The sequence below is a fragment of the Bacillus sp. z14 (2026) genome (assembly GCF_058313575.1).
Genome location: NZ_JBZFQK010000001.1, coordinates 798,709 through 824,906, shown reverse-complemented (window position 1 = coordinate 824,906; position 26,198 = coordinate 798,709). Strand labels below are relative to the sequence as shown.

General features: G+C 34.0%; 33 protein-coding genes and 1 pseudogene. 27 read left to right on the top strand and 7 right to left on the bottom strand.

Features of this window, described 5'->3' with window-relative positions; translation table 11 throughout:
- The first annotated feature begins 1 nt into the window (after position 1).
- Entirely contained in the window at positions 2-883 is an 882-nt protein-coding gene (locus tag AC4G3O_RS03880) for a carbohydrate ABC transporter permease (RefSeq protein ID WP_139892404.1), read from the top strand.
- Positions 884-968: 85 nt separating this feature from the next.
- Here the strand turns inward: AC4G3O_RS03880 and AC4G3O_RS03875 are convergent, their stop codons facing one another.
- On the bottom strand, positions 969-1,565 hold the full coding sequence (locus AC4G3O_RS03875; RefSeq protein WP_139892403.1) for a DUF624 domain-containing protein: 597 nt from the start codon (positions 1,563-1,565) through the stop codon (positions 969-971).
- A 266-nt stretch (positions 1,566-1,831) separates the two neighbouring features.
- Here AC4G3O_RS03875 and AC4G3O_RS03870 point away from each other — a divergent pair, with 266 nt between their 5' ends.
- Positions 1,832-2,545 carry a GntR family transcriptional regulator gene (locus AC4G3O_RS03870; protein WP_066104544.1) on the top strand — a complete coding sequence of 238 codons (714 nt, stop codon included), beginning with the start codon at positions 1,832-1,834 and terminating at the stop codon, positions 2,543-2,545.
- Between the two features lie 206 nt (positions 2,546-2,751).
- On the opposite strand, the gene AC4G3O_RS03865 is transcribed toward AC4G3O_RS03870, so the two are convergent.
- The 3 genes from AC4G3O_RS03865 to AC4G3O_RS03855 all read right to left on the bottom strand — a co-directional run bounded on the left by AC4G3O_RS03865 (position 2,752) and on the right by AC4G3O_RS03855 (position 5,243).
- Positions 2,752-3,201, bottom strand: coding sequence for a DUF3021 domain-containing protein (locus AC4G3O_RS03865; protein WP_225983598.1), 450 nt, complete (start codon positions 3,199-3,201; stop codon positions 2,752-2,754).
- Positions 3,202-3,211: 10 nt separating this feature from the next.
- Positions 3,212-3,652: a LytTR family DNA-binding domain-containing protein gene (locus tag AC4G3O_RS03860; protein WP_066104538.1), complete on the bottom strand. Its 441-nt coding sequence runs from the start codon at positions 3,650-3,652 to the stop codon at positions 3,212-3,214.
- 529 nt (positions 3,653-4,181) lie between these two features.
- Positions 4,182-5,243 carry a YkvI family membrane protein gene (locus AC4G3O_RS03855; RefSeq protein WP_148630030.1) on the bottom strand — a complete coding sequence of 354 codons (1,062 nt, stop codon included), beginning with the start codon at positions 5,241-5,243 and terminating at the stop codon, positions 4,182-4,184.
- A 280-nt stretch (positions 5,244-5,523) separates the two neighbouring features.
- On the opposite strand from AC4G3O_RS03855, the gene AC4G3O_RS03850 reads away from it, so the two are divergent.
- The 11 genes from AC4G3O_RS03850 (at position 5,524) to AC4G3O_RS03800 (ending at position 14,221) form a co-directional block, all read left to right on the top strand.
- On the top strand, positions 5,524-6,036 hold the full coding sequence (locus AC4G3O_RS03850; protein WP_491089770.1) for a GNAT family N-acetyltransferase: 513 nt from the start codon (positions 5,524-5,526) through the stop codon (positions 6,034-6,036).
- Positions 6,037-6,345: 309 nt separating this feature from the next.
- On the top strand, positions 6,346-6,951 hold the full coding sequence (locus tag AC4G3O_RS03845; protein WP_066104531.1) for a uridine kinase family protein: 606 nt from the start codon (positions 6,346-6,348) through the stop codon (positions 6,949-6,951).
- A gap of 237 nt (positions 6,952-7,188) precedes the next feature.
- The gene (locus AC4G3O_RS03840) at positions 7,189-7,476 is read left to right on the top strand and encodes a YjcN family protein (RefSeq protein WP_491135863.1); all 288 of its coding nucleotides are present in this window, start codon (positions 7,189-7,191) and stop codon (positions 7,474-7,476) included.
- A 284-nt stretch (positions 7,477-7,760) separates the two neighbouring features.
- Positions 7,761-8,765, top strand: a complete 1,005-nt coding sequence (locus AC4G3O_RS03835) for a serine hydrolase domain-containing protein (RefSeq protein WP_491135862.1) — start codon at positions 7,761-7,763, stop codon at positions 8,763-8,765.
- A gap of 1,033 nt (positions 8,766-9,798) precedes the next feature.
- Positions 9,799-10,242, top strand: coding sequence for a GNAT family N-acetyltransferase (locus AC4G3O_RS03830; RefSeq protein WP_491135861.1), 444 nt, complete (start codon positions 9,799-9,801; stop codon positions 10,240-10,242).
- A 244-nt stretch (positions 10,243-10,486) separates the two neighbouring features.
- Entirely contained in the window at positions 10,487-10,666 is a 180-nt protein-coding gene (locus AC4G3O_RS03825) for a hypothetical protein (protein ID WP_066104513.1), read from the top strand.
- A 180-nt stretch (positions 10,667-10,846) separates the two neighbouring features.
- Positions 10,847-11,062, top strand: a complete 216-nt coding sequence (locus AC4G3O_RS03820; protein ID WP_490558704.1) for a PspC domain-containing protein — start codon at positions 10,847-10,849, stop codon at positions 11,060-11,062.
- Positions 11,063-11,781: 719 nt separating this feature from the next.
- Complete coding sequence (locus AC4G3O_RS03815; RefSeq protein WP_491135860.1) at positions 11,782-12,300, top strand: NUDIX hydrolase; 519 nt, start codon at positions 11,782-11,784, stop codon at positions 12,298-12,300.
- A gap of 161 nt (positions 12,301-12,461) precedes the next feature.
- The gene (locus tag AC4G3O_RS03810) at positions 12,462-13,112 is read left to right on the top strand and encodes a metalloprotease family protein (protein ID WP_491135859.1); all 651 of its coding nucleotides are present in this window, start codon (positions 12,462-12,464) and stop codon (positions 13,110-13,112) included.
- A gap of 80 nt (positions 13,113-13,192) precedes the next feature.
- Positions 13,193-13,585, top strand: coding sequence for a DUF3021 family protein (locus AC4G3O_RS03805; protein WP_491135858.1), 393 nt, complete (start codon positions 13,193-13,195; stop codon positions 13,583-13,585).
- 186 nt (positions 13,586-13,771) lie between these two features.
- Positions 13,772-14,221 carry a GNAT family N-acetyltransferase gene (locus AC4G3O_RS03800; RefSeq protein ID WP_490558699.1) on the top strand — a complete coding sequence of 150 codons (450 nt, stop codon included), beginning with the start codon at positions 13,772-13,774 and terminating at the stop codon, positions 14,219-14,221.
- A 27-nt stretch (positions 14,222-14,248) separates the two neighbouring features.
- On the opposite strand, the gene AC4G3O_RS03795 is transcribed toward AC4G3O_RS03800, so the two are convergent.
- Positions 14,249-14,407, bottom strand: a complete 159-nt coding sequence (locus tag AC4G3O_RS03795; RefSeq protein ID WP_180349994.1) for a hypothetical protein — start codon at positions 14,405-14,407, stop codon at positions 14,249-14,251.
- A gap of 258 nt (positions 14,408-14,665) precedes the next feature.
- On the opposite strand from AC4G3O_RS03795, the gene AC4G3O_RS03790 reads away from it, so the two are divergent.
- Together AC4G3O_RS03790 and AC4G3O_RS03785 are read left to right on the top strand one after the other, a co-directional pair.
- On the top strand, positions 14,666-15,064 hold the full coding sequence (locus AC4G3O_RS03790) for a DUF5412 domain-containing protein (protein ID WP_139892391.1): 399 nt from the start codon (positions 14,666-14,668) through the stop codon (positions 15,062-15,064).
- 175 nt (positions 15,065-15,239) lie between these two features.
- Positions 15,240-15,596 (top strand): DUF4181 domain-containing protein, encoded by a 357-nt coding sequence (locus AC4G3O_RS03785; protein ID WP_491135857.1) that lies wholly within the window; start codon positions 15,240-15,242, stop codon positions 15,594-15,596.
- A 90-nt stretch (positions 15,597-15,686) separates the two neighbouring features.
- On the opposite strand, the gene AC4G3O_RS03780 is transcribed toward AC4G3O_RS03785, so the two are convergent.
- Entirely contained in the window at positions 15,687-16,055 is a 369-nt protein-coding gene (locus AC4G3O_RS03780) for a VOC family protein (protein ID WP_490558697.1), read from the bottom strand.
- A gap of 242 nt (positions 16,056-16,297) precedes the next feature.
- On the opposite strand from AC4G3O_RS03780, the gene AC4G3O_RS03775 reads away from it, so the two are divergent.
- The 3 genes and pseudogenes from AC4G3O_RS03775 to AC4G3O_RS03765 all read left to right on the top strand — a co-directional run bounded on the left by AC4G3O_RS03775 (position 16,298) and on the right by AC4G3O_RS03765 (position 18,096).
- The gene (locus tag AC4G3O_RS03775) at positions 16,298-16,555 is read left to right on the top strand and encodes a hypothetical protein (RefSeq protein WP_490558696.1); all 258 of its coding nucleotides are present in this window, start codon (positions 16,298-16,300) and stop codon (positions 16,553-16,555) included.
- Positions 16,537-17,433 (top strand): annotated as a pseudogene (locus tag AC4G3O_RS03770) (IS1595 family transposase); the annotation flags it as partial. The gene AC4G3O_RS03775 and the pseudogene AC4G3O_RS03770, both read left to right, overlap by 19 nt.
- Before the next feature lie 201 nt (positions 17,434-17,634).
- A complete protein-coding gene (locus tag AC4G3O_RS03765; RefSeq protein WP_139892388.1) occupies positions 17,635-18,096 on the top strand; it encodes a GNAT family N-acetyltransferase in 462 nt (153 codons plus the stop codon).
- A 283-nt stretch (positions 18,097-18,379) separates the two neighbouring features.
- On the opposite strand, the gene AC4G3O_RS03760 is transcribed toward AC4G3O_RS03765, so the two are convergent.
- Complete coding sequence (locus AC4G3O_RS03760; RefSeq protein WP_180349992.1) at positions 18,380-18,619, bottom strand: DUF6429 family protein; 240 nt, start codon at positions 18,617-18,619, stop codon at positions 18,380-18,382.
- Between the two features lie 326 nt (positions 18,620-18,945).
- Between AC4G3O_RS03760 and AC4G3O_RS03755 the strand changes: the two genes are divergently transcribed.
- From AC4G3O_RS03755 to AC4G3O_RS03715, 9 genes are all read left to right on the top strand, one after another.
- Positions 18,946-19,143 (top strand): helix-turn-helix transcriptional regulator, encoded by a 198-nt coding sequence (locus AC4G3O_RS03755; protein WP_066104464.1) that lies wholly within the window; start codon positions 18,946-18,948, stop codon positions 19,141-19,143.
- Positions 19,143-19,598: a DUF3278 domain-containing protein gene (locus tag AC4G3O_RS03750; RefSeq protein ID WP_491089753.1), complete on the top strand. Its 456-nt coding sequence runs from the start codon at positions 19,143-19,145 to the stop codon at positions 19,596-19,598. The genes AC4G3O_RS03755 and AC4G3O_RS03750 overlap by 1 nt, the downstream gene beginning before the upstream one ends.
- Before the next feature lie 209 nt (positions 19,599-19,807).
- Positions 19,808-20,692 carry a M23 family metallopeptidase gene (locus AC4G3O_RS03745; RefSeq protein ID WP_490558694.1) on the top strand — a complete coding sequence of 295 codons (885 nt, stop codon included), beginning with the start codon at positions 19,808-19,810 and terminating at the stop codon, positions 20,690-20,692.
- Positions 20,693-20,789: 97 nt separating this feature from the next.
- Positions 20,790-21,707 carry a leucine-rich repeat domain-containing protein gene (locus tag AC4G3O_RS03740; RefSeq protein ID WP_491135856.1) on the top strand — a complete coding sequence of 306 codons (918 nt, stop codon included), beginning with the start codon at positions 20,790-20,792 and terminating at the stop codon, positions 21,705-21,707.
- Between the two features lies 1 nt (position 21,708).
- On the top strand, positions 21,709-21,978 hold the full coding sequence (locus AC4G3O_RS03735; protein WP_491135855.1) for a hypothetical protein: 270 nt from the start codon (positions 21,709-21,711) through the stop codon (positions 21,976-21,978).
- A 143-nt stretch (positions 21,979-22,121) separates the two neighbouring features.
- Positions 22,122-22,751 carry a DUF4304 domain-containing protein gene (locus tag AC4G3O_RS03730; RefSeq protein WP_491135854.1) on the top strand — a complete coding sequence of 210 codons (630 nt, stop codon included), beginning with the start codon at positions 22,122-22,124 and terminating at the stop codon, positions 22,749-22,751.
- Positions 22,752-23,023: 272 nt separating this feature from the next.
- Entirely contained in the window at positions 23,024-23,386 is a 363-nt protein-coding gene (locus tag AC4G3O_RS03725; RefSeq protein WP_491135853.1) for a YciI family protein, read from the top strand.
- A gap of 413 nt (positions 23,387-23,799) precedes the next feature.
- Positions 23,800-24,501: an MBL fold metallo-hydrolase gene (locus AC4G3O_RS03720; protein ID WP_491135852.1), complete on the top strand. Its 702-nt coding sequence runs from the start codon at positions 23,800-23,802 to the stop codon at positions 24,499-24,501.
- Positions 24,502-25,086: 585 nt separating this feature from the next.
- The gene (locus AC4G3O_RS03715; protein WP_491135851.1) at positions 25,087-26,190 is read left to right on the top strand and encodes an amidohydrolase; all 1,104 of its coding nucleotides are present in this window, start codon (positions 25,087-25,089) and stop codon (positions 26,188-26,190) included.
- Positions 26,191-26,198: the final 8 nt, after the last annotated feature.

The window sequence follows — 26,198 nt, the reverse complement described above, 5'->3', positions numbered from 1 at the left end:
CATGAAGGCAAATGTCAGTGTGACAGAACCAAAGATTCCAGCAAAGCAGGATCATGCATACAACATTAAGAAACTGCTTGGCGCCATTGTAAAATACGGCAGCTTACTGCTTGGAGTAGCGGTTGCTATTTTACCTGTATTGGTTGTATTTATTGGATCATTCAAGTCAAAAGAGGAATTCCTGACAACTGGTGTTCTTGCTTTACCGGAACAATTTACGTTTGACAATTATACAAGAGCATTCATAGATGGCCAAATGACTGTTGGGTTTAAAAATACGCTTATCATCTTTATTGTTTCAATTGTAGGAAAACTCTTGCTTGGAACGATGATTGCATATGTTTTGAACCGATTTGATTTTAAATTGAAGAAACCTATTATGGGACTCTTCCTCCTTGCAACCCTGATTCCGGCAATCACTACACAGGTTGCAACATTCCAGATTATTGAAGGGATGGGCTTATTCAATACGATTTGGTCGGTTATTGTTCTGAATCTTGGTACAGACGTAATAGCTGTCTATGTATTCCTGCAGTACCTTAACAATATTCCAGTTTCATTGGATGAAGCAGCAATCATGGAAGGCGCATCTTACTTTCAAATATATCGCAAGATTATCATGCCTTTGCTCAAAGCTCCAATGATTACGATTCTTATTATTAGCGGTGTGGGAATCTACAATGACTTCTATAATCCATTCCTGTATATGCCGTCACCTGAATTGAAGGTTATTTCAACAGCGTTGTTTGCCTTTAAAGGACCATATGGAACGGATTGGCCGGTCATTCTTGCGGGCGTTATTATCGTAATTACACCGATATTAATCGTCTTCCTGGCCCTTCAAAAGTATATTTATAATGGAGTTTCTGGTTCAGTAAAATAAGTATTTCAAGTCCATTATAGTAGAGGAAGAAAAAACTGCTTGAAAGGAAGGATCTTCTTTTCAAGCAGCTCTTTTTATAAAGGTATTAGTTTGTCAGAATCTTAGGGATGAAGACTATTTTTTTGGTCGCAATGATTAATAGAGGCGGAGCCAAAAAAATAAAGGCAACTAAATTTACTTTGATTATTAAGGTGAAAGCTACGATCATCAGCAATATAACCAGGCTTCGGAGTGGATGGCGAATGCAAGTATCAAAAGCCAGTGCATAGATCCATTTTGCGGAATGAGTATTCTGTTGATCATGAGCAAGGAAGTAAATACTATAAATAGCAATGGTCCATAAAAGAAAAGTCCAGATCAAAATTGGTATTTGCAGCCATGTTAAGATAGGCAAGGCCTCGTGAAGCGGTGGATAGATAGACATCAGTGAAAGTCCGCTGAATAAAAACAATAGAAACGATAACCCTATATAACTTTTATTCTTTTTATAGGATTCTTGAAAAGCTGAACGGATTGAATCATCTTCTTTCCGGTGAATGAGTTCAACAGCATGGATCAGTCCGACTGAAGCGGAAACAAACCCATAGATGATTCCACCTCTAAGTATATAAAGCCAGAAATAATAGCTGGAAATAGTATATTGAGAGACGAAATCAATAAAAAGTTTTATCAGATTCTTCATGTTGGCCCACCCTAACTTTTACAATATATTCTATATATACCTTTAAATGATTACAAATTCAAGGGAAAGTTATAATCATTTAAAGATATAAGTATAATCATATCTTCAAGCATGATTTGATATTTCGATGTAATACGTTATATGGAATAGAACAAAGAATCAGGTCATTGATTACTATAATTTGCATACCTTTACTTTTACACTATATTTTTCCTGTGATAGTATTTATGATTGACTTATAAGAAGCGTTTAGGAAGGTGTTAGGAATGAACAAGTACGAGGCCATTGCAAATGAAATGAGGCGAAGGGTAAAGAGTGATTATTACTCAAAGGACCAGCCGATTCCAGACGAATATACTCTTTCGAAAGAATTTGACAGCAGCAGGGTAACGATGAAAAAAGCTTTGAATATTCTTGTTACAGAGGGGCTTTTATATAGGAAAAGAGGACATGGTACCTTTATTATCGAGCCTCCATTTGATGACAATAAAGTGAATATCATCAGTGAAGAAAATATTGGACTATCCAATCTGGCCAATAATGATGAGGTAAAAAGCAAGGTAATTGCCTTTGAAATTCAATTTCCCTCTGAGCAAGTAGCCAGTAAACTAAGGATCAGCCTTGATACACCTGTCTATCATATTATTCGTCTCAGGATTGTAAATGATGAACCATATGTAATAGAAAAAACATACATGCCGGCTAATCTGGTTCCCGGTATTAATGATGAGGTTCTTCATTCTTCCATATATAAGCATATTAAAGAAACACTTGAATTAAAAATGGGTGGAGCACACCGTAAAATCAGAGCATGTAAATCAAATGAACTGGATCAAAAATATCTGGATTGCAGAGCTGACGATCCTATCTTGGAAGTCGAACAAGTTGCCTTTTTGATTACTGGTATACCATTTGAATACTCTTTCTCACGGCATCATCACGACAAGTTCGTCTTTACAACGGTAACGGTAAATCGATAGGAAACCGCATAATTTGGCTCAGAAAAAGAAAAGGTGACTCTAGAGAGAATAGGGTCACCTTTTCTTATTGTAAGAATAACTTGAGTTGTACAAATCTTATTGGGGTGTCTTTATAGATATTAAGGTTACCTCCTATCAAAACTATTTTTAAAAGGAGGCAGAATACCTTATTGCTAGTAGGAAAACTGTAATTCTAAAGTGGGTGTCTATGGTTTATTTAATGAATGATTCAAACGATTAATTTCTCGCTTCCAAAATAGATACTGGAAGACCCAGAACATTAAATAAATGACCACAAAGATAAGGAAGTAAAGTGAAAATCCTATAAAGGAATGCTCCATCCAATGGGAGTAATAGGCGACAGGAAACATGGCGATGGTAACTAAGCAAAAGTGTAGAGTTGTTTGTTTTGTAAGACTCCAATTATCATGTTCAAAAATGATAGAGCCTGCAGCAAAAGCAACTCCTAATAATCCGCTTAAAATAAATTGCAGTAGATAGGCATTTAATTCTGTACCCATGGTCTCTATTAAGCTGGGTACTACAGCGTAAAACGTCCCATCCCCAATGCCAAGTGAAATGCAAAGGGTTATAAAGGTTGATATAAAAACGCCTAGCGGAAATCCTATTGCCCCTCTTACGATAATTGTCTTCATCTTCATCACCTCATATTCCTAAATGTTTTTTTATCTTATTAATATAACGCCTCGAGACATATGATTGATCGCCGGTATTGAATTTCAGAGTGATTGTTCCGCTTATGCTCATATCTAAGCTTTTAACTTTTTCAAAATTGACAATCTCAGAGTTTGAAATTCTGATGAATTGTTGGCGCGGGACCATTTCTTCTAATTGGTATAATCTTTGTCGTAAGCGCAATTTTTCATTATTTACTTGTGCATAAACATATTGACCTTCAGTATAAATCCGCAAGATATCGTCCATTTGTATCAAAAGAATTTCATCACCTTTATAACCCATCAGTGATTGGTATTCATTGCCTGAAAGTTTTTCAAGTAAACTTGAAATTTCATTTGTCATCTCACTAGCATGTATGACGATTTTGGGATCTTTACATTCACTATCTAACTGGATTTCTATCCTCATATTCCACCCCCACCCTTTTTTATGGATCTTTCTCCCTTTATTATAGGAAGCAATTGGATATAGTACTACAGCTTTTATATACCTGGTCAGATTTCTAATATATATGGATGAAAATGAATAATAGCATGATAATCAGTGGAACCAATCCTTAGGGATTAAACCCGTGGCCAACTATGAGCCGAAGTTTAAGGGGGTGAACTTAAATGACCGAAAACCTACAAAGCAGGGGACAATCCTTTTTTAATGAAGAAACAGTTAGTTAGGGTTAGATGGGAAGCAGAGATGCTATATTCAGCGTGAAAGATCTACAATTGATAATCTCCAGATGATACTCAAGAGAAATCGAATACACTCAGTTAAATTTGAATTGATAATTGGAAGTACAGGTTAATTTAACAGGGGAAATTAGTACTATAGAAAAAGAGATTCATCAAAATTGACGAATCTCTTTTTCTATTACAGTGGATTTTTTATTTTTTCGGAAGAATGCGTTCCTTAATCTTTTATTGAAACGCGTAACTGATACCGATTAATCCGTTTTATCTTTTAAAGGCTTCATTCTAATTGAAGCGATAACGAGTACGGCAATTAAAATCATACCCAAATATCCAAACAGTGGGTAGAAAAAGGAAACTAACTGCTTGAATCCAAAGAAGCTTGCTGCAAAGGCGACGAGTACAGAAATAACCACGAACCAATTGTATTTTTTCGTTTTCGGGGTAAAGAAGCGTGTACCAAACGAAAAGAACATACTAACAGCTGAATTAAAAATCATGCCGAATAGAATGATGGAATAGAGAACTCCAAAAAGTGGTGATATTTGATTGGCCAGCCCTAGTGAGGGCATGTCCAAGTGCCCTACCTTATCAACTTGTGCAAAGATGGCTAGATGATGCAGGACAATTAAAATTCCTACACCTATACCTCCCGCCAGTCCTCCGATCGAAGCAATTTTCTCCTTGGGTTCATCGCCGCCCATTACCAGAGTCATGGATGCTCCCATTGCGATTGCAAGTGAAACATAATTAATAATAGAACTCAGCCAATGATTTGTAGCCGAAGACTGTTCGTTCGCTATAGAGTCAAGCTCAAAGAAAGAATATTCCATGGTCACCATACTATGTATAAATAATACGACCACTCCCAATATGAGAAAAGGGGTTATCATAGCAATAACTTTTACAACCCGGTCTACGTCGGAAAGGATTGTGATTAAAATGAGAATCGTCATGATAATGATGCCAACGAAACTTGGCAACCCAAACTGCTGATTGAAAATAGACCCTGAACCAGAAATCATGACAATTCCAATTCCAAAAAGGATAAATACGAGGATAGAATCGATGAGAACGCCGAGGTAACGTCCACTGATTTTATAAATAACTTCCTTATGTGAGTCTGTCTGAAGCCGGCTGCCCAGCTTAGTTAAAACCATTCCCAAATATCCGAACAATAGGATCGAGAGAAAGGCTCCAATCGTTCCCTTCATTCCAAAACTAGTAAAATACTGTAAAATTTCTTGTCCTGATGCAAAACCGGCACCTATGATAATTCCCATAAATGCACTGGCTATTTTAATAATATTCTTCATGTCTCCTCCATTCGTAGTATTATAAAGAATTTGAGGCACGGTTCAGCCACTGCTTCTGAACCGGAATAGTCCTCAATAGAATTATTTTCCCTATATAAATAGTGTTAAACAAAAAATATGAAAATAGAAGAATTTGTTTGTGAGAAAAGAGACAGCAGTGTACAGGAAATAATTAAGCTTTTTATAAGATGGGAGGTTAGTGCAAGAAGGATATTAGGAGCGAAAAAAAGAATAGATTATGCAATACATAATTCCATCAAATTAAAGGAGTGAGTAGTTGATGAATATTCGTATTTTAGAAGAGTCCGATGCTCATTTATATCAGAAAGTGCGATTGAATGCATTGAAAATGAACCCGGAAGCATTCGGTTCAACCTATGAGAGAGAGGTGGGATATTCATTAGACATGGTAAAGGAACGAATAAAACCAACAATGGACAAGTATATTGTAGGTGCCTTTGATAATCGGAAATCTTTAATTGGCATTGTTACCTTTGTGCGTGAAGACAATCTCAAAACCAGGCATAAAGGGAATGTTTATGGAATGTACATAGCTCTAGGCAATCGAGGTCAGGGTTTAGGAAAGTTATTAATGAATGAACTTATTAGTAGGGCGAAGAACTCTGAAGGATTGGAACAAATCAATTTAACGGTTGTATCTGATAATCACTATGCAAAGAAATTATATACGTCGTTGGGATTTGAAGTCTATGGTATAGAAAGAAATGCCTTAAAGTTTAATGGCCGATATTATGATGAGGATTTGATGGTACTAAAATTAGCAGTGAAATAGAGATATCTTTTAGATGACTTGTCTTTATGGAAATATGAAGGAAAGCTTATGGATTATGCTATTGGTCAATGAAATCAAATTGGTTAAGCAGCATTATGGTCTTATAGTGAACATAAGTTAAGAATAAAATTGAACTATCAAAATCCAGTTTGTAAATTATTCCACAGATTTTAAAATCGAAGGTAATAAATTAATCATAGATTTAGATAAGGTGTAGGGCAGGGAAGAAGGATTTAATAATAAATTAATAGAAAATATTTTATACAGGTTAGTTAACAAGAGGGTTTTCCAATTTAAGGCGGTGAGGTTATGAATGATAAAACTCTTAAAAGCAGTAATGATTTTGAACATTTGGTTAGGCTGATTGATTCAGTTCCTCAAAAACAATCAACTTTGTTAATTGGGATAGATGGCTGTGGAGGTTCTGGGAAAAGCACACTCGCTGATAAGTTAAAAGGGAGATTATTAAATACAACTATTGTGCATATGGATGATTTTTATTTACCCTCTTCTCGAATTCTAAAAACACTTCCAAAGAACAAGCCTATAGGTGCAGATTATGATAGGAGGCGTATTTTAAATCAGGTTCTTGAACCCATAGCTCAAAATAAAGAAGGACATTATCAGCGATATGATTGGGTAATGGATGGTTTAGCGGAGTGGCATACTGTTCCAGTTGGAGGAATTGTCATAATAGAAGGTGTTTACGCAATATGTCAGGAATTTTTTAATAAATATGATTTTACGATATGGGTTGAATGTCCACGAGAAACAAGGCTTTCACGAGGTCTTGAAAGAGACGGAGAAACAGCACGTGATAGGTGGGAAAATAATTGGATGCTATCAGAAGACGTTTATGTTGAAACCTATAAACCTTTTGAAAAAGCTAACTTAATAGTAAGTGGTATTGAATAAATATACTAACATCAGGATAACAGATTTTTATCTTTTCTAAAAGAAGGGTAAATATTAAGCAATCGATTCCAGAGGAATTTAAAACTGAAAAATGGTATAAGGATAGAATTTGATTTCATCAGTACAATTTCTATTATGCTAATTGGCTAAGAAGAATTAATGTCTTTTTGTGTTGAATTTCTTATTGGAATACAGGAGCAGGCTAACGGAATAAAAGTGGTGAAAGGAGGAATCAATTTGAAAAAGAAAAAAAGACTTTTAGTAGTCGGCTTGCTGGTATTATTAGTGATAATAATATTTCCGCCTATATTAGGACAAATGGTACACAATAATGATTCGCCAAAATCTGCAATAAGAGATGAAATACTCAAAGACGGGCATCCATATCAAAGTTTCTTTGCTTTAATAACGAAGAATGATTATAAAGATAAAGTATACGGAGCTGGATGGAGTTTATTTATGAGCCAACTTATAACGTTTTCATTTCTTATTGGGAATTTCTTACCCACTTTAATGCGGGGATAGAAATTGATATTAAAGATAGAGTAGGAATCCCCCTTCATATTTTTAATAATATTCCTGTAACGATACGATTTAAGTATGAGACAAAGCTATTAACAGAGTGTTAAATTGCTCAAGTTGTGAATAAATGTACTTAAACAAACAGAGGCATTGATCTTAGAAGGATTAATGCCTTTTTGTGTTGAATTCCTTATAGCAGATTCGGGACAGGTTAGCGGAAGAAGGATTTCAAACAACCAGTAGAGAATAGTAATAAAGGTTTTCATAAAATCAAGGAGATGGTTCATTTGGAGAAACTTGAAAACTTAATTACTTGGGTAGATGAAATAAAGAAAAAAAACGGAAGCAGTGCCTCCTCATTATATATTCTAAAAGATAACGAAGTAATATTGGAACACTACGATGGTTATCATTCTAATTCTCCTGACTCGGCTCCAATCACCCAAGTTTCTCAATTTAATGTTGCTTCTGCCAGAAAGTGCTACCTTGGTTTAGTCGTTGCATATGCTCTTTATGAAGGGAAAATCAAAAGCCTTGATGACTACGCAATTGATTATTTCAGGGAAATGGATGAACAATTGCTAGGAAAAACAACAATACGGCATTTAGTCACTCACTCACATGGGTTACACAAAAAAGAAGATGGCACTATTTTTCGAGAGTTTGAACCAGGTCAAGGTTGGGCTTATAGAGGAATCAATGTGTTAATGATGACTCGGCTGGTAAATCGTCTATTTAAAATGAGCTTTCCAGACCTTTTAGAAGAACGGGTATTTTCACCTTTAGGTTTTATAGAAACAGCCTGGCAAACGAAAGAGAATGAATCATTAGTTAAACAAATTGATAATTCAGATTCGAAAGGTTCATTCCATCTGGGGAATTATAATGATGGAACGGAGTCCAACTTATATACTTCTGCTCGGGAATTTGCAGAATGGGGTAATCTCCATTTAAACAAAGGGTTTGCAAAGGGGAAACAACTTGTTCCAAGTAAAGTAATTGAAATTGCCACACAAGTCCAAAGTCCTTTTTACAAAGATCGTAAACTTCCGCAAAATGGTTTGTTTTGGTATGTACAAGGAATTCAAGCTGCCCATAGTGAGCTCGGTGATAGGGTTCCTGAAGGATCCTGTCAAATATTGGGGATAACAGGTCCAACTGTCCTTATCATTCCTGAATACAGAGTGGTCGTTGTAAAGATGTATAACAAACGATATAACTATGGAGGAGACGACTACCTTTACTACCTCAGAGAATTTAGTAATATAGTTGCTGATACTTTTCGAAAGTAAGGAACGGTAAAAGTTTCACTCAAAATATCGGAGGATTAATGCTCTTTTATGTAGGACTTCTTATTAATAGAAACAAGCAGGTTAGCCTGAACCCTTTGTAAAACAGTTATAGGTATATCCGCTAATCAAATTTGTCCCAAGGTTCTTTTTCGTTACTTAACTCAACAAAAAAAGGAAACAACAAAATGAAAATAAAGCCAGGTCCATAATTGCTCATAAACAGGAATGATTCTGCTTTCATATATTGTAATCTATTACAATGAGGACAGTTCTTTCCATCAAAGGGTCTATTGATAATTGACCAAATTATTTTAGCTTGCAATTTTTTATTACAATTAGCACAGCGTGTCATTTTGTCACTTCCTTTTATTAGAAATACGTGTAATATTAGCTTGAGTTTCAAAATAAAAAATGTAATTCGTATTTATAGTGAACTTTTTAGGAACTTAATGGGGAAGTTTAGCTTATTAAGGAATGTGTAAGACAGAAACACAGACCTAGGAGAATCGATAGATGATTAAAGTTAAGTTGTTTTTCTACTACTTTTTAGGATTATTAGTCTTAAAAACGAGCGAACTAATTCATTATACTAATCCACATAGTATTGCTTGGTTCATTTTAATGATTTCATTCATTATTATAATAGCCGATAAAATATATGAATTAGCAAAGCTAATAGAACCGTCAGTGAAGTTCACATTTATAGCTGTGATATCAGCGATTATATTTTCAAACCTAGTCTTTTATATCGAAAATTTATTATCATTTTTTGATATGAAATAATTGAGGTGTGGTTCCAAAAAGGATTAATGCCTTTTTATTTTGAACTTCGTTAATGAAGTAAAGTGGTGGGTGCGGAAGAGTGGCATTTAACTTGTGTTCAATAATCGGGACATTTAGCGGAGTAAGTATCTAAAATGTATTGAGAAAATTTTATAGAGAAATAGGTGTTTTGTTGCAACTACGGAAAAGTTAGATTAAGTTTAAGATATATTTGAATGCATTTGAAACAAAAAGTAAGAGGTGAATTTTTATGAGTTGGAAACTCAAAAAATTTGATGAGTTAACAAATATTGAACTATATAATCTTTTAAAAGAAAGAACTTTAGTTTTTGTGGTGGAACAAAATTGTCCTTATCTTGAAGTTGATGGTAAAGATCCTTTTTCATATCATCTTTTTAAAGAAGACAATGGAGAAATCGTTGCATATTTAAGAATTGTACCCGCAGGTATTGCTTATCAAGAAACTTCTATTGGAAGAGTTATTGTAAAGAAAGAATACAGAGGACAAGGGATTGCAGGGGAACTTTTAAAGAAAGGACTAGATTTTATCCAAAACGAATTAAAGGAAACAAAGGTTAAAATTCAAGCCCAAGATTATTTAAGGAAATTTTATACTTCTTTTGGTTTCCAACCTGTATCCGAAACATATTTAGAGGATAATATCCCTCACGTCGATATGATATTACAAAAATAACACACTCGTTATTACCGGCTAGGGATTGGAGTTATATTAAGATATAGAAGAGATTGGAAAAGATTACATTTCAACAAACAGAAGCATTGATCGAGAAGGATTAATGCCTTTTTGTGTTGAATTTCTTATAGAAGTAAAAGGTCTGGCTAGTTTAATTAAGATTCGGTCCGGTTTCACAAAATGTTACAATTGAACTGGGTTTTTTGAAGAAGTTAATTATTTTGGTTGGGAGGATATTGAATAAATGAGTAATTGGCTATACATACTTTATGCTGTAATTTTAGGAATACTATCTTGGTTTACCGGGGAAGTAGTAACATTTGTTATGTTAGGGGTTATTCTTATTGCTTTAAATAATATAAATTCAACTCTTAAAAAGATTTATCTTCAAAATAATGTGAGAAGCAATAACGAAGATAATTAGATTTGATAATAATTTTTTATAAACGGGGCTTTGATCTAAGAAGGCTTAATGTCCTTTTCTACTGAACTTCTTATGGAAGTAAAGGGGACAAAGTTCATATCCTGAATTAATAAATAGGCTTTTCGTATTATAAAGATAATTCTTTAATATACTGTTAAGATAAAGATAGGAGATGTTTGTGTGAAAGACGTTAAATTAGTAAGATCCCGCTCTAACAAAGTATTATCGGGTATATTTGGAGGTTTAGCACCGATTTTAAAAATCGATGTAACCATCCTTCGGCTTGCATTTGCTTTACTCTGTGTATTTTCAGGTGCATTTCCTGGATTAATTATTTACTTAGTGGCGAGTGTAATTATTCCATTGGAAGATGAAGAATGGCCAAATTCTAAATAAAAAAAATCATAATGTATTTTTGCAAATGCATATTCCCCGTACATTTTTCTATGTATTGGAATATGCGTTTTTCATTAGAGAACTTATTCGCTTCAATTGTTGAGTAAATCCTTTTCTCTGTAAATACCTTCAAAAAAATCTTTTCTCGACTCTCTCTGTATTCACCAAATACAATTTCAACGATGGGAACGATTTAATGAAATACTTAAAGATTATTACTTATGAACTTTTTGTATTTTTAGTTTTTTGTCTTCTATTCTTGCATATTCGAATTGCTCAAATTCCTAATCAAACTGTACCAGATAATGCTGATTATTTAATTATTCTAGGAGCAAGGGTGATTGGAACTGATCCTTCGCCACTTTTTTAAGAACGAATTAACACCGCTGCTGCCTATCTGGAGGATAACCCTCATACAGTCGCCATTGCTACTGAGGGACAAGGGCCCCAATGAAAGCATCCCTGAAGCGGAGGCTATTAAAACAGCCCATATAAACAGAGGAATAGAGGAAAATAGGATTGGCAAGTAAAGATTCTTCTTTAACTAATAGAGGTGTTGATCCAAGAAGGATTAATGCCTTTTTATGTTGAATTTCTTATTGTAGAAACGGGGCAGGTTTGTTCAAGAAGGTTATAGATGATTACTTGTGTTCAACAGTGGGACATATTCTTGCAGATTTTAAGAATCATAAGGCAAAACTACATTAAGGAGCTTAGTGATGGAAAAATGGGATTTATATGATAAGCATCGTAAAAAAATAGGCAAACAAATAACTCGTGGAGATGATATGACACTAGATGAGTTTCATTTAGTCATACACGTTTGTATATTTAACTCCAGTGGAGAAATGCTCATTCAACAACGTCAGTCCTTTAAGCAAGGTTGGTCGAATCTTTGGGATATCACTTGTGGTGGAAGTGCTGTGGCAGGCGATACAAGTCAGCAAGCTGCTTCAAGAGAGTTATATGAGGAGTTGGGTATTCGTTATGACTTTGAAATGATACGTCCGCAATTTACTATTAACTTTGCGCGTGGATTTGATGATTATTATTTAATTGAATATGATTTAGATTTGAATGATTTGACGTTACAGACTGATGAGCTGCAAGCAGTGAGATGGGCTTCAAAAGAGAAAATCTTAGAGCTAATCGAATTAAAAAAATTTATACCTTATTATGAGAGTATCATTGCGTTTCTTTTTGAGGGTCGAAAGCATTATGGCTCTATTCGTTTTTAAATGAAACGTGCAAGGAATCAAACATAAACCTTCATATACAAGCGATTATATTGATCCCTTTAAGGGCAGGTTAGTTTGACAAAAAAATGGTGTACACCTAAAAAAATGGTTTTATTTAGGTGCTTGTATTTTAAACTTGAATTATTAATGGAGTCGATTTAATGAAAATACAAAGCAAATTACCCAAAAGTAACCCGCAGTTACATTTAGAATTAATTAATAATAGATGGATTCTATTGAAAGAACCCAAAGATTTAGCAAGTGCTATTTTGTTATCCACCCCTTTAATGATTGTCGCAGCAATCATCTCTATTGGTGTAATAAATATCTATTCCAGTATTTCTTTGAGCGATTTTGGCCTAACGCCTGATGCAATCTCAATTACTATTAACTTGAGTAGTGTTTTTTTGTTAATTATATTTTTATTACTTCACGAATTACTCCATTTAATTTTCATTCCAAATTTCACAAAATCAGAAAAAACATATATAGGATTGACGCTGTTCGGAGGTTTTGTGTTAACAGAAGAAGAGATTTCAAAATCAAGATATATCTTCATTTCAATTGCTCCTTTCATTATTATTTCAATAATTTTGCCACTTGTATTAAGTTCATTTGGACTATTAACAACGACATTAAAATTTTTAATAATATTAAACGCAATGGGATCATCAGTTGATTTACTTACTCTTCTTCTTATAATTAAACAAGTCCCAAAAAATGCAATTTTAAAAAACAATGGTCCAAACACATATTGGAAAAACATACAAACGAACAAAAAGTATAAAGAGAACGAAAATCATAGTATTTAATTAACTGGTGTAAAAAGTTTGGAGTCAGAGTTGAGAATAACCAGCTCTTTTAATTTGACTCCAAGAAAGGGGATTTTACGTTGCAGTTGCTTTTAAAGGGATTATATAGAGGGTCTATTTCATTTGGTATCTTACTAATAATTTCACTGTCGTATAAGTTGCAAGGGCAATCAGATGATTCGAGTGTTTATTTTTTTTATGGACTTATAGCCTTTTTCCTTGGGTTGACAAGCGTCATATATCAAATTGAACAATGGAGTTTTTTAAAGAAAATTTTTGCTCATTATATGGCGATGCTGATTACTGTTTTTCCAACGTTGCTATTAAGTGGTTTTTATCCGTTAGATTCATTTAAAGATGTATTTGATGTGTATCTCCAATTTAATAAAGTGGGGATTATCTTATTTTTGACTTCATATTTTATTTCATATTTTTTTTCACGTAAAAATGCTAATAATAGCACATCAATATGATTGAGGTATACGACTGACGGTGGGCATTGATCTAAGAAGGATTAATCCCTTTTGTGTTGAAGTTCTTATGGAAGTAAGGGGCAGGTTAGCTGAATAAGAAATTTGGTTTTTTTGTGGTAGAATAATCCATAAATAAAACGGTTAAGGTGGCTTTAATAATACATTTAGCGATAAGGGGAATTCACCTTGGAAGTTAAACTATTAACAGAAAATGATTTAATTAAATGTACGGACACATTTATTGAAGTATTCAATGATGAGCCTTGGAATGATGAATGGACATTTACAAAGGCTAAAAAATATTTGCTGGACTTTTACCAAACACCTGGATTTTTAGGCGTTTTAGCGGTAGAAAACAATGAAATTCTCGGCTTTATTTTTGGTGTAAATAGAGTATGGTGGAGCGGAGATGAGTTTTTTATTAATGAAATGTGTGTAAGAAAACAATGTCAAAGTAAGGGTATTGGAAGAGCGATGTTAAATCATTTGATAAAAGAACTTCATAGCAGCAATATAAGTAACATTACACTTCTCACAGATAGAGGTATACCTGCCGAAGAATTTTATAAGAAAAATGGTTTTGAAGAAATAGAAAGAATCATTTTCTTGCATAAGAACATCAAACTATCATTATAGAGGTGGATGAATATCCAAACCGTTAGTTTAATTGCCACTCTCTACGTCTTTCTGAGTATCGTTTATAAGCTCATTTAAGAGTTTCTCAGCTGTCTCATAGTCTTTTACCTTAAGAGCCTCTTTTACGTCTTTTAAATCTCTTAATAACAGCCTAGAATAGCTTTTAAAAATTAGTTCATCTTCCACATTGTCAGCTCCTTAATTAAAATCATAAGGTGTTAATTATATCTTATTTTCTGGCTTTTGTCTGAAAAATAAGTAAAACATAAAAGGCGATCAGTTAATGTAACAGGTTTGGTTCAGGGGCATTACTTCAATATCAAGGGCTGAAATCAGCTCTTTTTTTGTAATTCAGCTAACGGGACAGGTTAGCTGAAAAAGGATTTTTATTATACATAGGAGAATTAATATATTATTAACCGTTACTGAGAGAGGTTTAACTGTATGACAACTTACTTGAAGAAAGAGGAAAATAAAGCTCCTAAAAAAGCACTTAGAGTATTCCTTGTTATCTGTCTTTTATTTACTGGGGTTATTGCTTATGGAGTATATTGGGCTTTTTTCGATATGAACAGACTACCAAAAGGAGAATATCTTATTGAAAAAACATCACCTGGCGGCCATTACACACTAAAAGCATATCTCACTAACGGAGGTGCTACAACGTCATATGCTGTTCGTGGCGAGTTAGTCTTTAATGAAGGCAATAAGAAAGCCAAAAATATTTATTGGAATGAACGAGAAGAAACTGCCAGTATTACCTGGACAGACAATGATACAGTTGAGATCAATGGGCATACATTAGATGTACCTAGTGATAAATTTGATTTTAGACATCAATGATTCATTACTAAACATACTGTTGAATTGAATCAAGATAGATTCAAAACTTTTAATTCTTTATTGGACAAACGGGGCAGGTTAGTTGAGGAAGGATTTGCATTTGCTACCATACATACCGAATTATATGGTTATAGCTTTGAGCTGTGACTCATAAAGATAGATGGAGAGGTTAATTATGTTTACAATTCTTGTTATTTTATTTTTAGTAGTATTTTTAATAGAAAAAATGACAGAAAAATTTCTGGGGGTAAAGAGAAAAAAAATTTCCGAAACCCCTGGCAAAAGAGTTGATCGATGGGGAAGAACGATAATAGTCGTTATTTTTTTGGTCGGCTATTTCGTTGCTCTAACAAAGGAGTCATTCGACATTCTAAAATGGCATTGGGTTTTATTTTTCACAGCAATAGCAGGGTTTCAAGTTATATTGGAATGGAAGTATCTAAAAGAATCAAAACAATATATCTCAACACTTATAAGCTCGACAATAAGTTTTATTTTCTTAATATTCTTTGTTATTCGCTTTTACAACTAAAATTAGCATTAGAGAAATGAGAGTATTTATTTTTTTACTAAAGGGGCAGGTTAGCTCAATAAGAAGTTAAAATTGAACTTTTAATGTTTGTTACTTATTTTCAAATTGGAGATATTCTAAAATATTTCCGAAGGGGTCTCTAAAACTAATATATTTTCCTGGAGGACAATTAGTTGGTTCATCTACAATAAAATCTACTTCTTTTTCTTTTAAGAATTTAACCGTTTCATAAATATCTTCAGTTCGTAATCCTAATACAACTCCTGTAATTTTATTATCTTGATTATACGGCGTATTAACGTTCTCCTCTAGAATAATTGGTAACTCTCCGTGTACAAGTGATGCAATATTAGGACCATACTGCTTATTTAATTCAAAACCTAAAGTATTGGTATAAAAGTCAATTGCAGTGTTTAAATTTGGAACGTAAATGCTTATAACACAAACCTGATTCACCATTTTATTCCTCCTATTTTTAGTGTTATGGTAAATATTCAACACACATTAATAAAAACCTTTTTTAATTCCACTCAATTTCTTATTAAAATAAACAGCTAATAATTATGAATATCAAGGCATTGATACAAGAAGGATTAATGCCTTTTTCTGTAGAACTTCTTTATTGTAGAAACGGGGCAGGTTAGCAGAAGAAGGAATACGCTCTAATCTAATCGTATAATTTTAACAAAGAGGTGATTAGAGTGGAAATCATTCCAAAGGTAATTGAAAGATTGCTTGAAAAGGAAATAGATGAACAGGAGTTTGTTGATATAATCAATGATATTTATAAGCAGGAATGTTATATTTATGCGATTATTCCTGATTGGGAAGAAGAATTGTTAAACCAACTGTCAGATGATTTTATTTTAATAAATACGATTAAATTTCCTTTATGGAGGCTATATTTAACCACTGAGCATCAGGACCTATTGTTATGTGACGTTTTTCTGCTGGTCTAGTTTGTATTCATTGCGGGAGTGCTTCAGTAAAACGTAATGGTAAATATCGTTCTAGACAAAGATATTTATGTAGGGATTGCGGTAAAACATTTAATGATATGACAAATACTCCTTTTTCAGGTTCACGCTATCCAGGAAAATGGTTGAAATACATCGAAATGATGATTAACGGTATAACATTGCCTAAAATCGCTGAACAACTAAACATTCATTTATCTACTGCATTTTATTGGAGACACAAAATTTTAAATGCTTTAGGAAGCAATGGGTTTAATAAATTGTATGGCATCATTGAAAGTGACGAAACATTTTTCCGAGAGTCATTCAAGGGTCGTAGAATTACTCATCGAAAACCAAAAAAGCGAGGCGAAAAAGATGAAAAACGAGGGATTTCAAATCAAAAAATTGCTGTAATTGTAGCACAAGATAGAAATAACAATATAATCGCGAAAATGGCGGGAAGAGGTCGTGTAAAAGCAGAAGAAATTGATGCAGTTATTGGAGAGCATATATCTCCCCCTTCTTTGTTGTGCACTGATACAGCTACTAATTATAAAAAATTTGCAGCATCAAAAAATCTTAAGCACGAAACAGTTAATTTAAATCAAAATCAACGAGTGAAAAAAGGGATTTATCATATACAACACGTTAATAACTTCCATCGCCGTTTAAAAGGATGGATGGAACGATTTCAAGGCGTTGGTACGTATTATTTAGACAATTACCTTTACTGGTATCGTTGGCTTGAATTACATAAAAACTTAGCATTTGAAATTCGAGTCGAGAAAATGATTTATTTAGCGTGTCAAAAATCTAACTATTTCACAGTAAAATTAATAAGAGAAAACAAAAATTTATTATCATCAGATGCTTTTTAAGTTATCCAAGTTACTCAATAAAGGGTTTTGAAAAGTATTAGTAGAATAAATATATAACCTTATTCTACTAACTGCTAAACAATTAGGGGAGATTTCTTCAAGGTAGTAGATTGATTTAGAATTCTATTTTATGTTTTCCCTATGATTTATTTCGAAACAATCTTTGAGACAACAGCCAAAATTATAAAAAAGGAGAAAGAGATGAATTTGCAGACACAGCGGCTCAAAATTATCCCTTGTACAGAACAATTATTATCACAATTTCCAAGGGAAGAATACGAATTTGGTCCTCATATCACTCAGTATTTGGAGAAACTAAAAGAAGATCCAACCATTTCTGGTTGGGGTGTATGGCTGGTTATCAATAAAGAAACAAACACAATTATTGGTGACATTGGATTTAAAGGTAAACCTAATTCAGATAACACAGTTGAAGTGGGATATGGAATTATACCTTCAGCACAAAATAAAGGATACGCAACAGAGGCAGTAAAAGAAATTATTGAATGGGCGTTTTCATTTAAGAATGTTGACAAGGTAATTGCTGAATGCTTGGTTGATAATTTCTCGTCAATTAGAGTGTTAGAGAAGTTAAAGATGAAAAAACTTGGTGTAGTAGATGATATGTTAAAATGGCAATTAGAAAAAGACATAATCGTGTAAGTAACCAAAGACGTACTAATTATAGTACGTCTTTTCAATTTATAAGCTTACTTTTAAAATTAATCTGCAAAAACTCTATAAATAAACGTTACATCCTTAGTCAATCAGTATAGCAACAATCTTTGCGAAAACAGCCTAATTTAAAGAGAAAATGGATTAAATTTAAATTATATAATAATTGAAGGAAGTGGAGTTCTTACGCTGGGCATTCGATATACAAGGTACTTTGTCATATACATAGCTATTTTCTGTGATTAAGAAATTCTCAGTTTAGAGAATTTCCTCAGTTGTCTTTTATATGATATTTCTCTATTAGTTTCTTAGCTTCCTCGATACCATCATCTGTTAGATAAACAGATTTTGAACGTTTACTATCGATAATGAAACATTTCTCCGATAATTCATTTAGAGATTCAAAGGGATATCCCTTCCAACTTCTTTGAGCTTCACCTAATCCATAGTCATCTTTAAAAGAGGTTAAATACAACAATAATAAAGTTAATTCATCGATTTGATTTTTCATATGATTGATTCCTTTCGTTTTTCTTTAGTCTATCTTCATTTATGAAATATTCCAAACCAAATCTATACCTTACGTAAATATCAATGATTCCATGTGGTCTTTGAAATATCAGCTATAGAAAGTTCTATATTTTTTGAAATTAACCAATTAATATAGTCGTGAATACTTATATTTAAACAAACAAGGGCCTTGATCCAGGATGGATTAATGCCTTTTTAAGTTAAACTCCTTATGATTAGAGTCGGTTTCTTTGTTTTATATATAAATCTAATGTAAGATATAAATTGCATATGTAAACTATATCTTACATGAGTAAGGTGGAATATATGAAAAATAATGTAAAAATAACACGAATGAAAATTTCAATGACCCAAGAACAATTAGCAAGAAAAGTAGGGGTGACTAGGCAGACTATTGGATTGATTGAGAAGGGGGAATATAATCCGACTCTTCATCTTTGTGTTGCAATAGCAAAAGAACTTAATAAAACATTAGATGAATTATTTTGGGAGGTAGAGAGTTGATGAAATCTTGGATATCTTTTTTAATACCTGATGATGAATATAAGGAAAAAAGGATGCTATATTTCTTCGCGGAAGGTGGGATACTTCTTTTCCTTTTCCTTGTTTTAATAATGTTCATAAACAAATATGCTTCTATCGACTTAGAGATAATTTTACTGTTGGCCATATCCATATTCGTTCTATATATATTTACAAGGTATATTGTAGCTGGGATTGAATATACGGAGGTTGCAACAAAAGTAGCTTATAGGAAAGAGTTAAGAGTTATTTTTACTAAAACAGTTACATTTTTTGTTATTTTTACTCTACTGTATTTACTATTGGTTGATACGCCTTCAAGTATTAGCAGTTGGAGTGAACTAATAGGATTTACATTATTCGGAGGTGTAGTGATGTTCCTCATCAATTATATTTCATTAAAACGTTCTTATAATAAAAATAAGGAACTGTTATAAAGGAACGACACGGGTGTTACTCTATTTCAAGGGCTGTAAACAGCTCTTTTTTTATGCAGCTATTGGGCAGTTTAGCGGAGGAAGGATTTTTCTAATGAATGAAGAATATTGTAAAAGTACATACTGTCAGACAGTCTAGAATTATTAAAGGAAATCTCCAGCTTAAGAATAATTTTAGATAGGTTTATAAAGAATTGGAGGAGTTTAGTTTGAAGGAGAATCAAGCAGAAATATCTAAAGTTTCACCCGAGGATTTCGGAGAATCTTTTCTGAATGGAATGTATTCAACCTTATATCAACAAACAACAATTGATTTTAAAAATATTGTACCTTTACAACAATTCATTGAATATGGAACAGATTTTAATGCTGGAGTCGAAAAGTATACATTAGAAATGGTTACTAATTTAATAGAAGGTATTAAACAATATATCTGGTTAGACAATGCCAGAGAAAAAGTTATAAGTGTATCCTTCGGAGAAAATAATACAATTTACAGCCTATCTCTTGCTCCTTTTATCACTCATCCTGAAAGTGATCAGAAATATACAATGAATAAATATATTATGCCGATAAAAGATGAATGGTATGTTTTCTGGGGTGGAACTAATCAGTTTATCAATTATCACTATGTATATGAGGATCAAAGATACGCGTATGATTTACTTATTTTGAAAAACGGTAAATCTTATAGCGATGACCCAAAGAAAAATGAAAACTATTATGCTTATGACAAGGAAATATTAGCCCCGGCAGATGGTGTAGTGATAAAAGTGATAGATGGAATCGAGGATAATGTGCCAGGGGAAATGAATCCTGAACTTCCTGAAGGAAATTGCATTACAATAGAACATCAAAATAACGAGTATAGTATGCTAGCTCATTTAAAAAATCATTCTATCCTTGTTCAAGAAGGAGAAAGAGTCCAGAAAGGACAGGTTCTTGGTACTTGCGGAAATTCTGGTAACTCAAGTGAAACTCACCTGCATTTTCAAGTGATGAATTCAGCTGATTATTTAAAGGGAAAATCAATCCGTATTCAATTTGAAGACGGAAAAGAACCCATTCAAGGTGATTTTATTAATTCTCTGTGAACTTCAAAATCAGTAACTAATTTATCAATTAACAACCTTATTCAGTACAAGAGCTGTATGATTAGCTGTTTTTATGCAGCTATGTCTTGGAGGAACTATGAAAGCATATAAAATTGGTAACATCGAAATAGTTAGATATGGAGATGAGACAGAAGACACGCTTAATGTATCTTCCGAATACTTATCCGAGAGCCTGGAGCTTATTAAAGGACATAATTACAAAAGAATCTCAGTCATGGGGGATTATAATCTTCCGGATATTGATTTTTTGAAGGAATGTCCTCATATTGAAATATTAAATCTGAGTGGTGGAAATATAAAAGATTTCGAGGGTTTATCCTTCCTTGAAAACTTGAAAACTCTATCTATGAATCATTTAGATAAAAAGGTGAAAGTGGATTTAGGGAAATTAACCTCTCTTAAAGAACTGTATGGAGAACTACCGACTAGAGCAACAGGACTGTCTAATTTAAAGAATCTAAAGCGGATGCAGATATGGGATTATAAACCACATTCCAAGACATTTGCTGAACTTGGGGAAATTAAAAATCTGGAAGTGTTGCATCTGATACAAGCAAAAATTGAATCATTCGAAGGTATTGGTCAATTTAGAGCATTACAAGAGTTGAATTTGTATGGACTAAATAAATTGACAGATATATCCGATATAGGGCTTTTAAAAAATACCTTAAGAGAATTAATTATGGAGAACTGCAAAAATATACAAGATTTTTCTTCTATCGGGGAGATGAAAAATTTAGAAAACCTAACTTTATCATCTTGCTTGAGGATGAAATCAATTGCTTTTGCAAAAGAATTACCTAAATTGAATTTTTTTAACTTCGAAAAGACAGATGTTGAAGATGGTGATTTGAGTTACTGCCAAATGATACCGACAGTATATTTTACACAGAAAAAGCATTTTTCGCATAAACGTAAAGATTTAATTAATACAAGAATGGAAAACATATTATCCGACCCTATTTTGGCGAGAACGAATGGAAGAGGGGGATGATATGTTTACACTCGAAAATATTTTGGCTACAGAAAAAGCATTGAATGATTATTTAGAAACAATTAAAGATTTGAAAGAAAAAACATCTCCAAAAACCCTTTTGACCTGTGTAAAGGAAGTTGTTTTAAAAATTAACGTGCTTAATGAAAAGTATAACTATTTCATTGAGACTGCAGAAAGGGAGGAATTACTTGAATACATATTGTCTGTATCTGAGTTAGCAGGCTTAGAAACTAAGAGTGACATAACCGATGAGTGGAGAGATTGGTAACAGATAAAATTCTTATTAAACTAACTGGGCGTTGATTCAGAAGGATTAATGCCTTTTTGTGTTGAATTTCTTAATGTAGAAAAGGGGCGGATTAGCTCAAGAGAAATAGATGTAAGTTAGTGAGAATAAGGGTGTGAATAATAATGATAGGTTCTCCTGAAATCAATAAAGTAATTCGAAAATCACTGTCTCCTATATTAAAAGAAAATGACTTCAATAAAGTGAATACAAGAAATAATTGGCGTTGGATTGACCAATGCATTTGGGTATTAAAAATCAGTACTGTTGGAAACTATTTTTCTGATGTTTCAGGTTGGCCACCTATATCAATTCATGTAGATCTTGGAATATATTATGTCTTTATACCAAGTGAAGAGGAAATTAAAAAAGGTACCAACGGTGAGTTACTTCCTAAAGAGTACCAATGTCATATTCGAGAACAACTAAATTGTAATCTTGACCAATCCAATTACATTCGTCATTTAGATAACCCAGCTGAGAGAAATCGATCTGACATATGGTGGGTTGAGCCAGATGGATCTAATATTGAAGAAGTGATGGAGGATATTAGGAAATCTTTTTCTGAAAATGGACTAAACTGGTATATAAATAATTCTGATTTAGAAACTGCTTTTACTAATATCGAAAATGAACACAATGGTTATAACAAATATTACAAAGCAAAATATTTTACAGAATATTTGAAACGCAAAGAGAAGTTAGATAAGTATAACCACCTGTTTGAACAAGAGAAAAAGCGAATAGGTTCTTAAAGAATGGTGCAGAATTTCTGTCTTAAATGAAAAATCAATGATGATTCATTTCAAACGGACTTAAACATTATGAAAAGGTCAGTTACTCGTAGTACAACTAAATACCTGACCTTTATAACAAAAGTGAAAATAAAGGAGCAGGTGAGCATGCAAGAAGGAATATCCTTTGACTTTATTGAATATTGATAGTGATTGATTTTGAAGAGCAACTTCGTTGTATGAACAATGACAAACAGAGGATTTTCCTTTAATAAATGAAGGAGGGCTATTTCATGTTGTTTATGATTGTTGTTAAAGCTTCAAAGAATTCAGAAGCTGGGAATCTTCCAAGCCAGGAACTTAGGGAAGCCATGTCAACCTACAATGAGGAATTAGTAAAGGCTGGCGTGCGGGTTATGGCCAAAGGACTTCATCCAAGTTCAAATGGGGTTCGCCTTTCATATCCTAAGCCGGGAGAAAAGCCAGTGGTCACTGATGGACCATTTTCGGAAACGAATGAAGTGATTGCGGGATTTATTCTCATTGATGTGAAGTCTAGGGAAGAAGCCATCGAATGGGCTAAGCGAATGCCTGATCCACAAGGATTTGGTGAAGGTCAAATTGAGTTGCGACAAGTCATTGAGTTTCCTGAGTAAAAGTAATCAATCTAGCGAGTAAATCTATACAAATGTTCTCGACGAAATACGTATGTCCTGTTATTCGATAATCGGGCGTTAATAGACTAGATAGAATAAAAGAGACAATCACAAATGGTCTTCTGAAAAGATGTGAGCCATCCTATTACCGCCTGATTACCTCTTTCATTGGGGTAAGTTGGTCCCCAGAATTTTTACGTTCCGTGTTGCCGCGATTGTTCCCTCAGTCTTAGCGCTGATATGGGTCGAATCTTTCGTCCAAACCCCTCCTTATCCCAGCAAATCACGATATTTTGCTTACATTTTATCTCAATCGCCGGAATTATATTTTACCTTCCAGAAAATTTCTTTCACTCACCTTGTTTTTCCTTAGATTCAATACATAACCCAAAATATAAGTTGGAGGAGTTTTAATGAGATTAACAAAGATAAATAATCTTTACCAGCTTTCCTTTATGCCAAATCTTTTTCCTGTTAATTGTTATCTTATCGAAGAAGAGGAGTATTTAGTAGTAATCGATGCAGGACTTCCTTTTTGTAAAAAAGCAATTTTAAAGACAGCAAAGGTTATAGGAAAGCCGATTAAGAAAATAGTGTTAACACATGCACACACTGATCATGTAGGGGCTCTTGATGGACTTACTCAGGAGCTTCAAGATGTTGAAGTATTAATTCCCAGACGAGAGTTGAAAATTCTCAAAGGAGATGCATCGTTAGAGGAAGGTGAAGGGAATATGCCTATAAAAGGCGGTATTCCCAAAAATATAAAGACAAATCCGGATACGCTATTACAGGATGGTGATCGGATTGGATCGTTAGTAGCCATTCATACCCCGGGCCACACTCCAGGAATGATGTCGTATTTAGATATTAGGGATCATAGTTTAATAGTCGGAGATGCTCTTCAAACAAAGGGCGGAATAGCTGTAGCTGGTGATACGCGATGGAGTTTTCCTTTCCCGGCATTGGCAACCTGGAATAAAGAAAAAGCAATCGAGTCAGTTGAAAATTTGTTGGATTATAAACCTTCTTTACTGGCAGTCGGGCATGGAAATTTAATAAGGAATCCAGTAAAAGACATGAAACAGGCAATTGAAAGAGCAAAAGGTCATTAACAGGGACATGATGATGGAGTCAGCAAAGTTAAGCAAATACATAGGGGAATGAAAAAAATACAAATTGAGATTAGAGTAGTAGATTCAAATGAAAAATTTAGAAAACTATTTAACTAATACTGGATTATTAATATAAGGAAGGACCTGCTCAAAAGTCTATGAAAAATGACCTTTGAACAGGTCCTTTTTCGTGTGGATGACAAATTGTTTATCATATACCTCCTGTTAGCGGGTTAATTAGCAAAGATGGGGACTTTGTTACTAATTTATAAGGGTTTGCCAACCTAAATAGGGAACTTTATTTGTAAAGAATGGATTAAACAAGAAATTATTTGAATTTTTTGATAAAATGTTTTTTAGGCATTTCAATACATGGTATCTTATCGACAATCAGAGGCAATCCAAGAATGTTTACCTGAATAAATGGGAGAAATGCTTGTTTATGTAGGGTTTACCTGGTTCCTTTTTCTCTGGGGATTTGCAAATGATAGGAGCAACTGTGTTCAATAAATCCTCTGACAGGCGGAGTGATATGCTGAAAAACGTTATGGCAGAATAAGGGGATCGTTAAGGGAGTGATGCATGATGAGCTATGAGGAACAAATTTTGGGGTGGTATCATCATTTTCATGAACATCCCGAAATCAGCGGAAAGGAAATCGAAACAACCAATACAATTGCCGAGATATTGGATAGTTTTGGGGTTCGTTACGAACGTTTTTCTGATTGTACCGGATTAATTGCAGAATTGGGAGAAGGTAGTGGTGCAGTGGCGCTGAGAGCAGATATTGATGCGCTATGGCAGGAAGTTGGAGGTATCATGCAAGCGAATCATTCATGTGGGCATGATGCCCATATCGCCATGGCACTCGGTGCGATTCTCTATTTGAGGGAACAGCCGCTGAATCGTAAATATCGTTTTATTTTTCAGCCGGCCGAGGAGAAGGGAAATGGCTCGTTATGGATGATTAAGCGAGGTGTAATGGAGGGCGTGTCGGTATTGTTTGGTATGCATGTGCGTCCAGAAGATGAACTAGCATATGGTCAGTTTACTCCTTCTATCCACCACGGAGCCTGTATCTTCCTCGAAGGGAAAATCAGAGGTACTGATGCACATGGGGCAAGGCCGCATCAGGGGAAAAGTGCGATTGATGTGATGGTTGCCATCCATGGTTATCTGGCAACTTTATATGCTGATCCTGAAGAGAACTATTCTATTAAGCTGACTAAAATGATAGCTGGGGGGCAAAACACTAATATTATCCCAGGCAATGGCTCATTTGCGATTGATGTCCGTGCGCAGTGTAATGCTGTTTTAGATGCAATGATCGATTCTATCGCGACTGGTTTAGATCGGATTGCTGAACTCTTTGGTGTACAAATTGATTATGAATGGAAGGATTATACTCCAGGAGCCACTGTTTCAAAAGAGCCAGAAAGGTCTGCGAGGGAATCAATCATAAAAGTTGCCGGAGAAGAATCCTTAGAAGAGCCAATCATCACGTCTGGAAGCGATGATTTTCATTTTTATAGCCGGAAGCATCCAGAGGTACAAACAACTATGATCGGAATCGGTGCCCAGGTTAGCCCGGGATTGCACCATCCCAAAATGCAGATACAAACAGACATCTTAGATCTCGGGGCAAGGGTACTTGCGGAAGCGATGCAGCTTGTCCATATAAAAGAATAAATAACGTT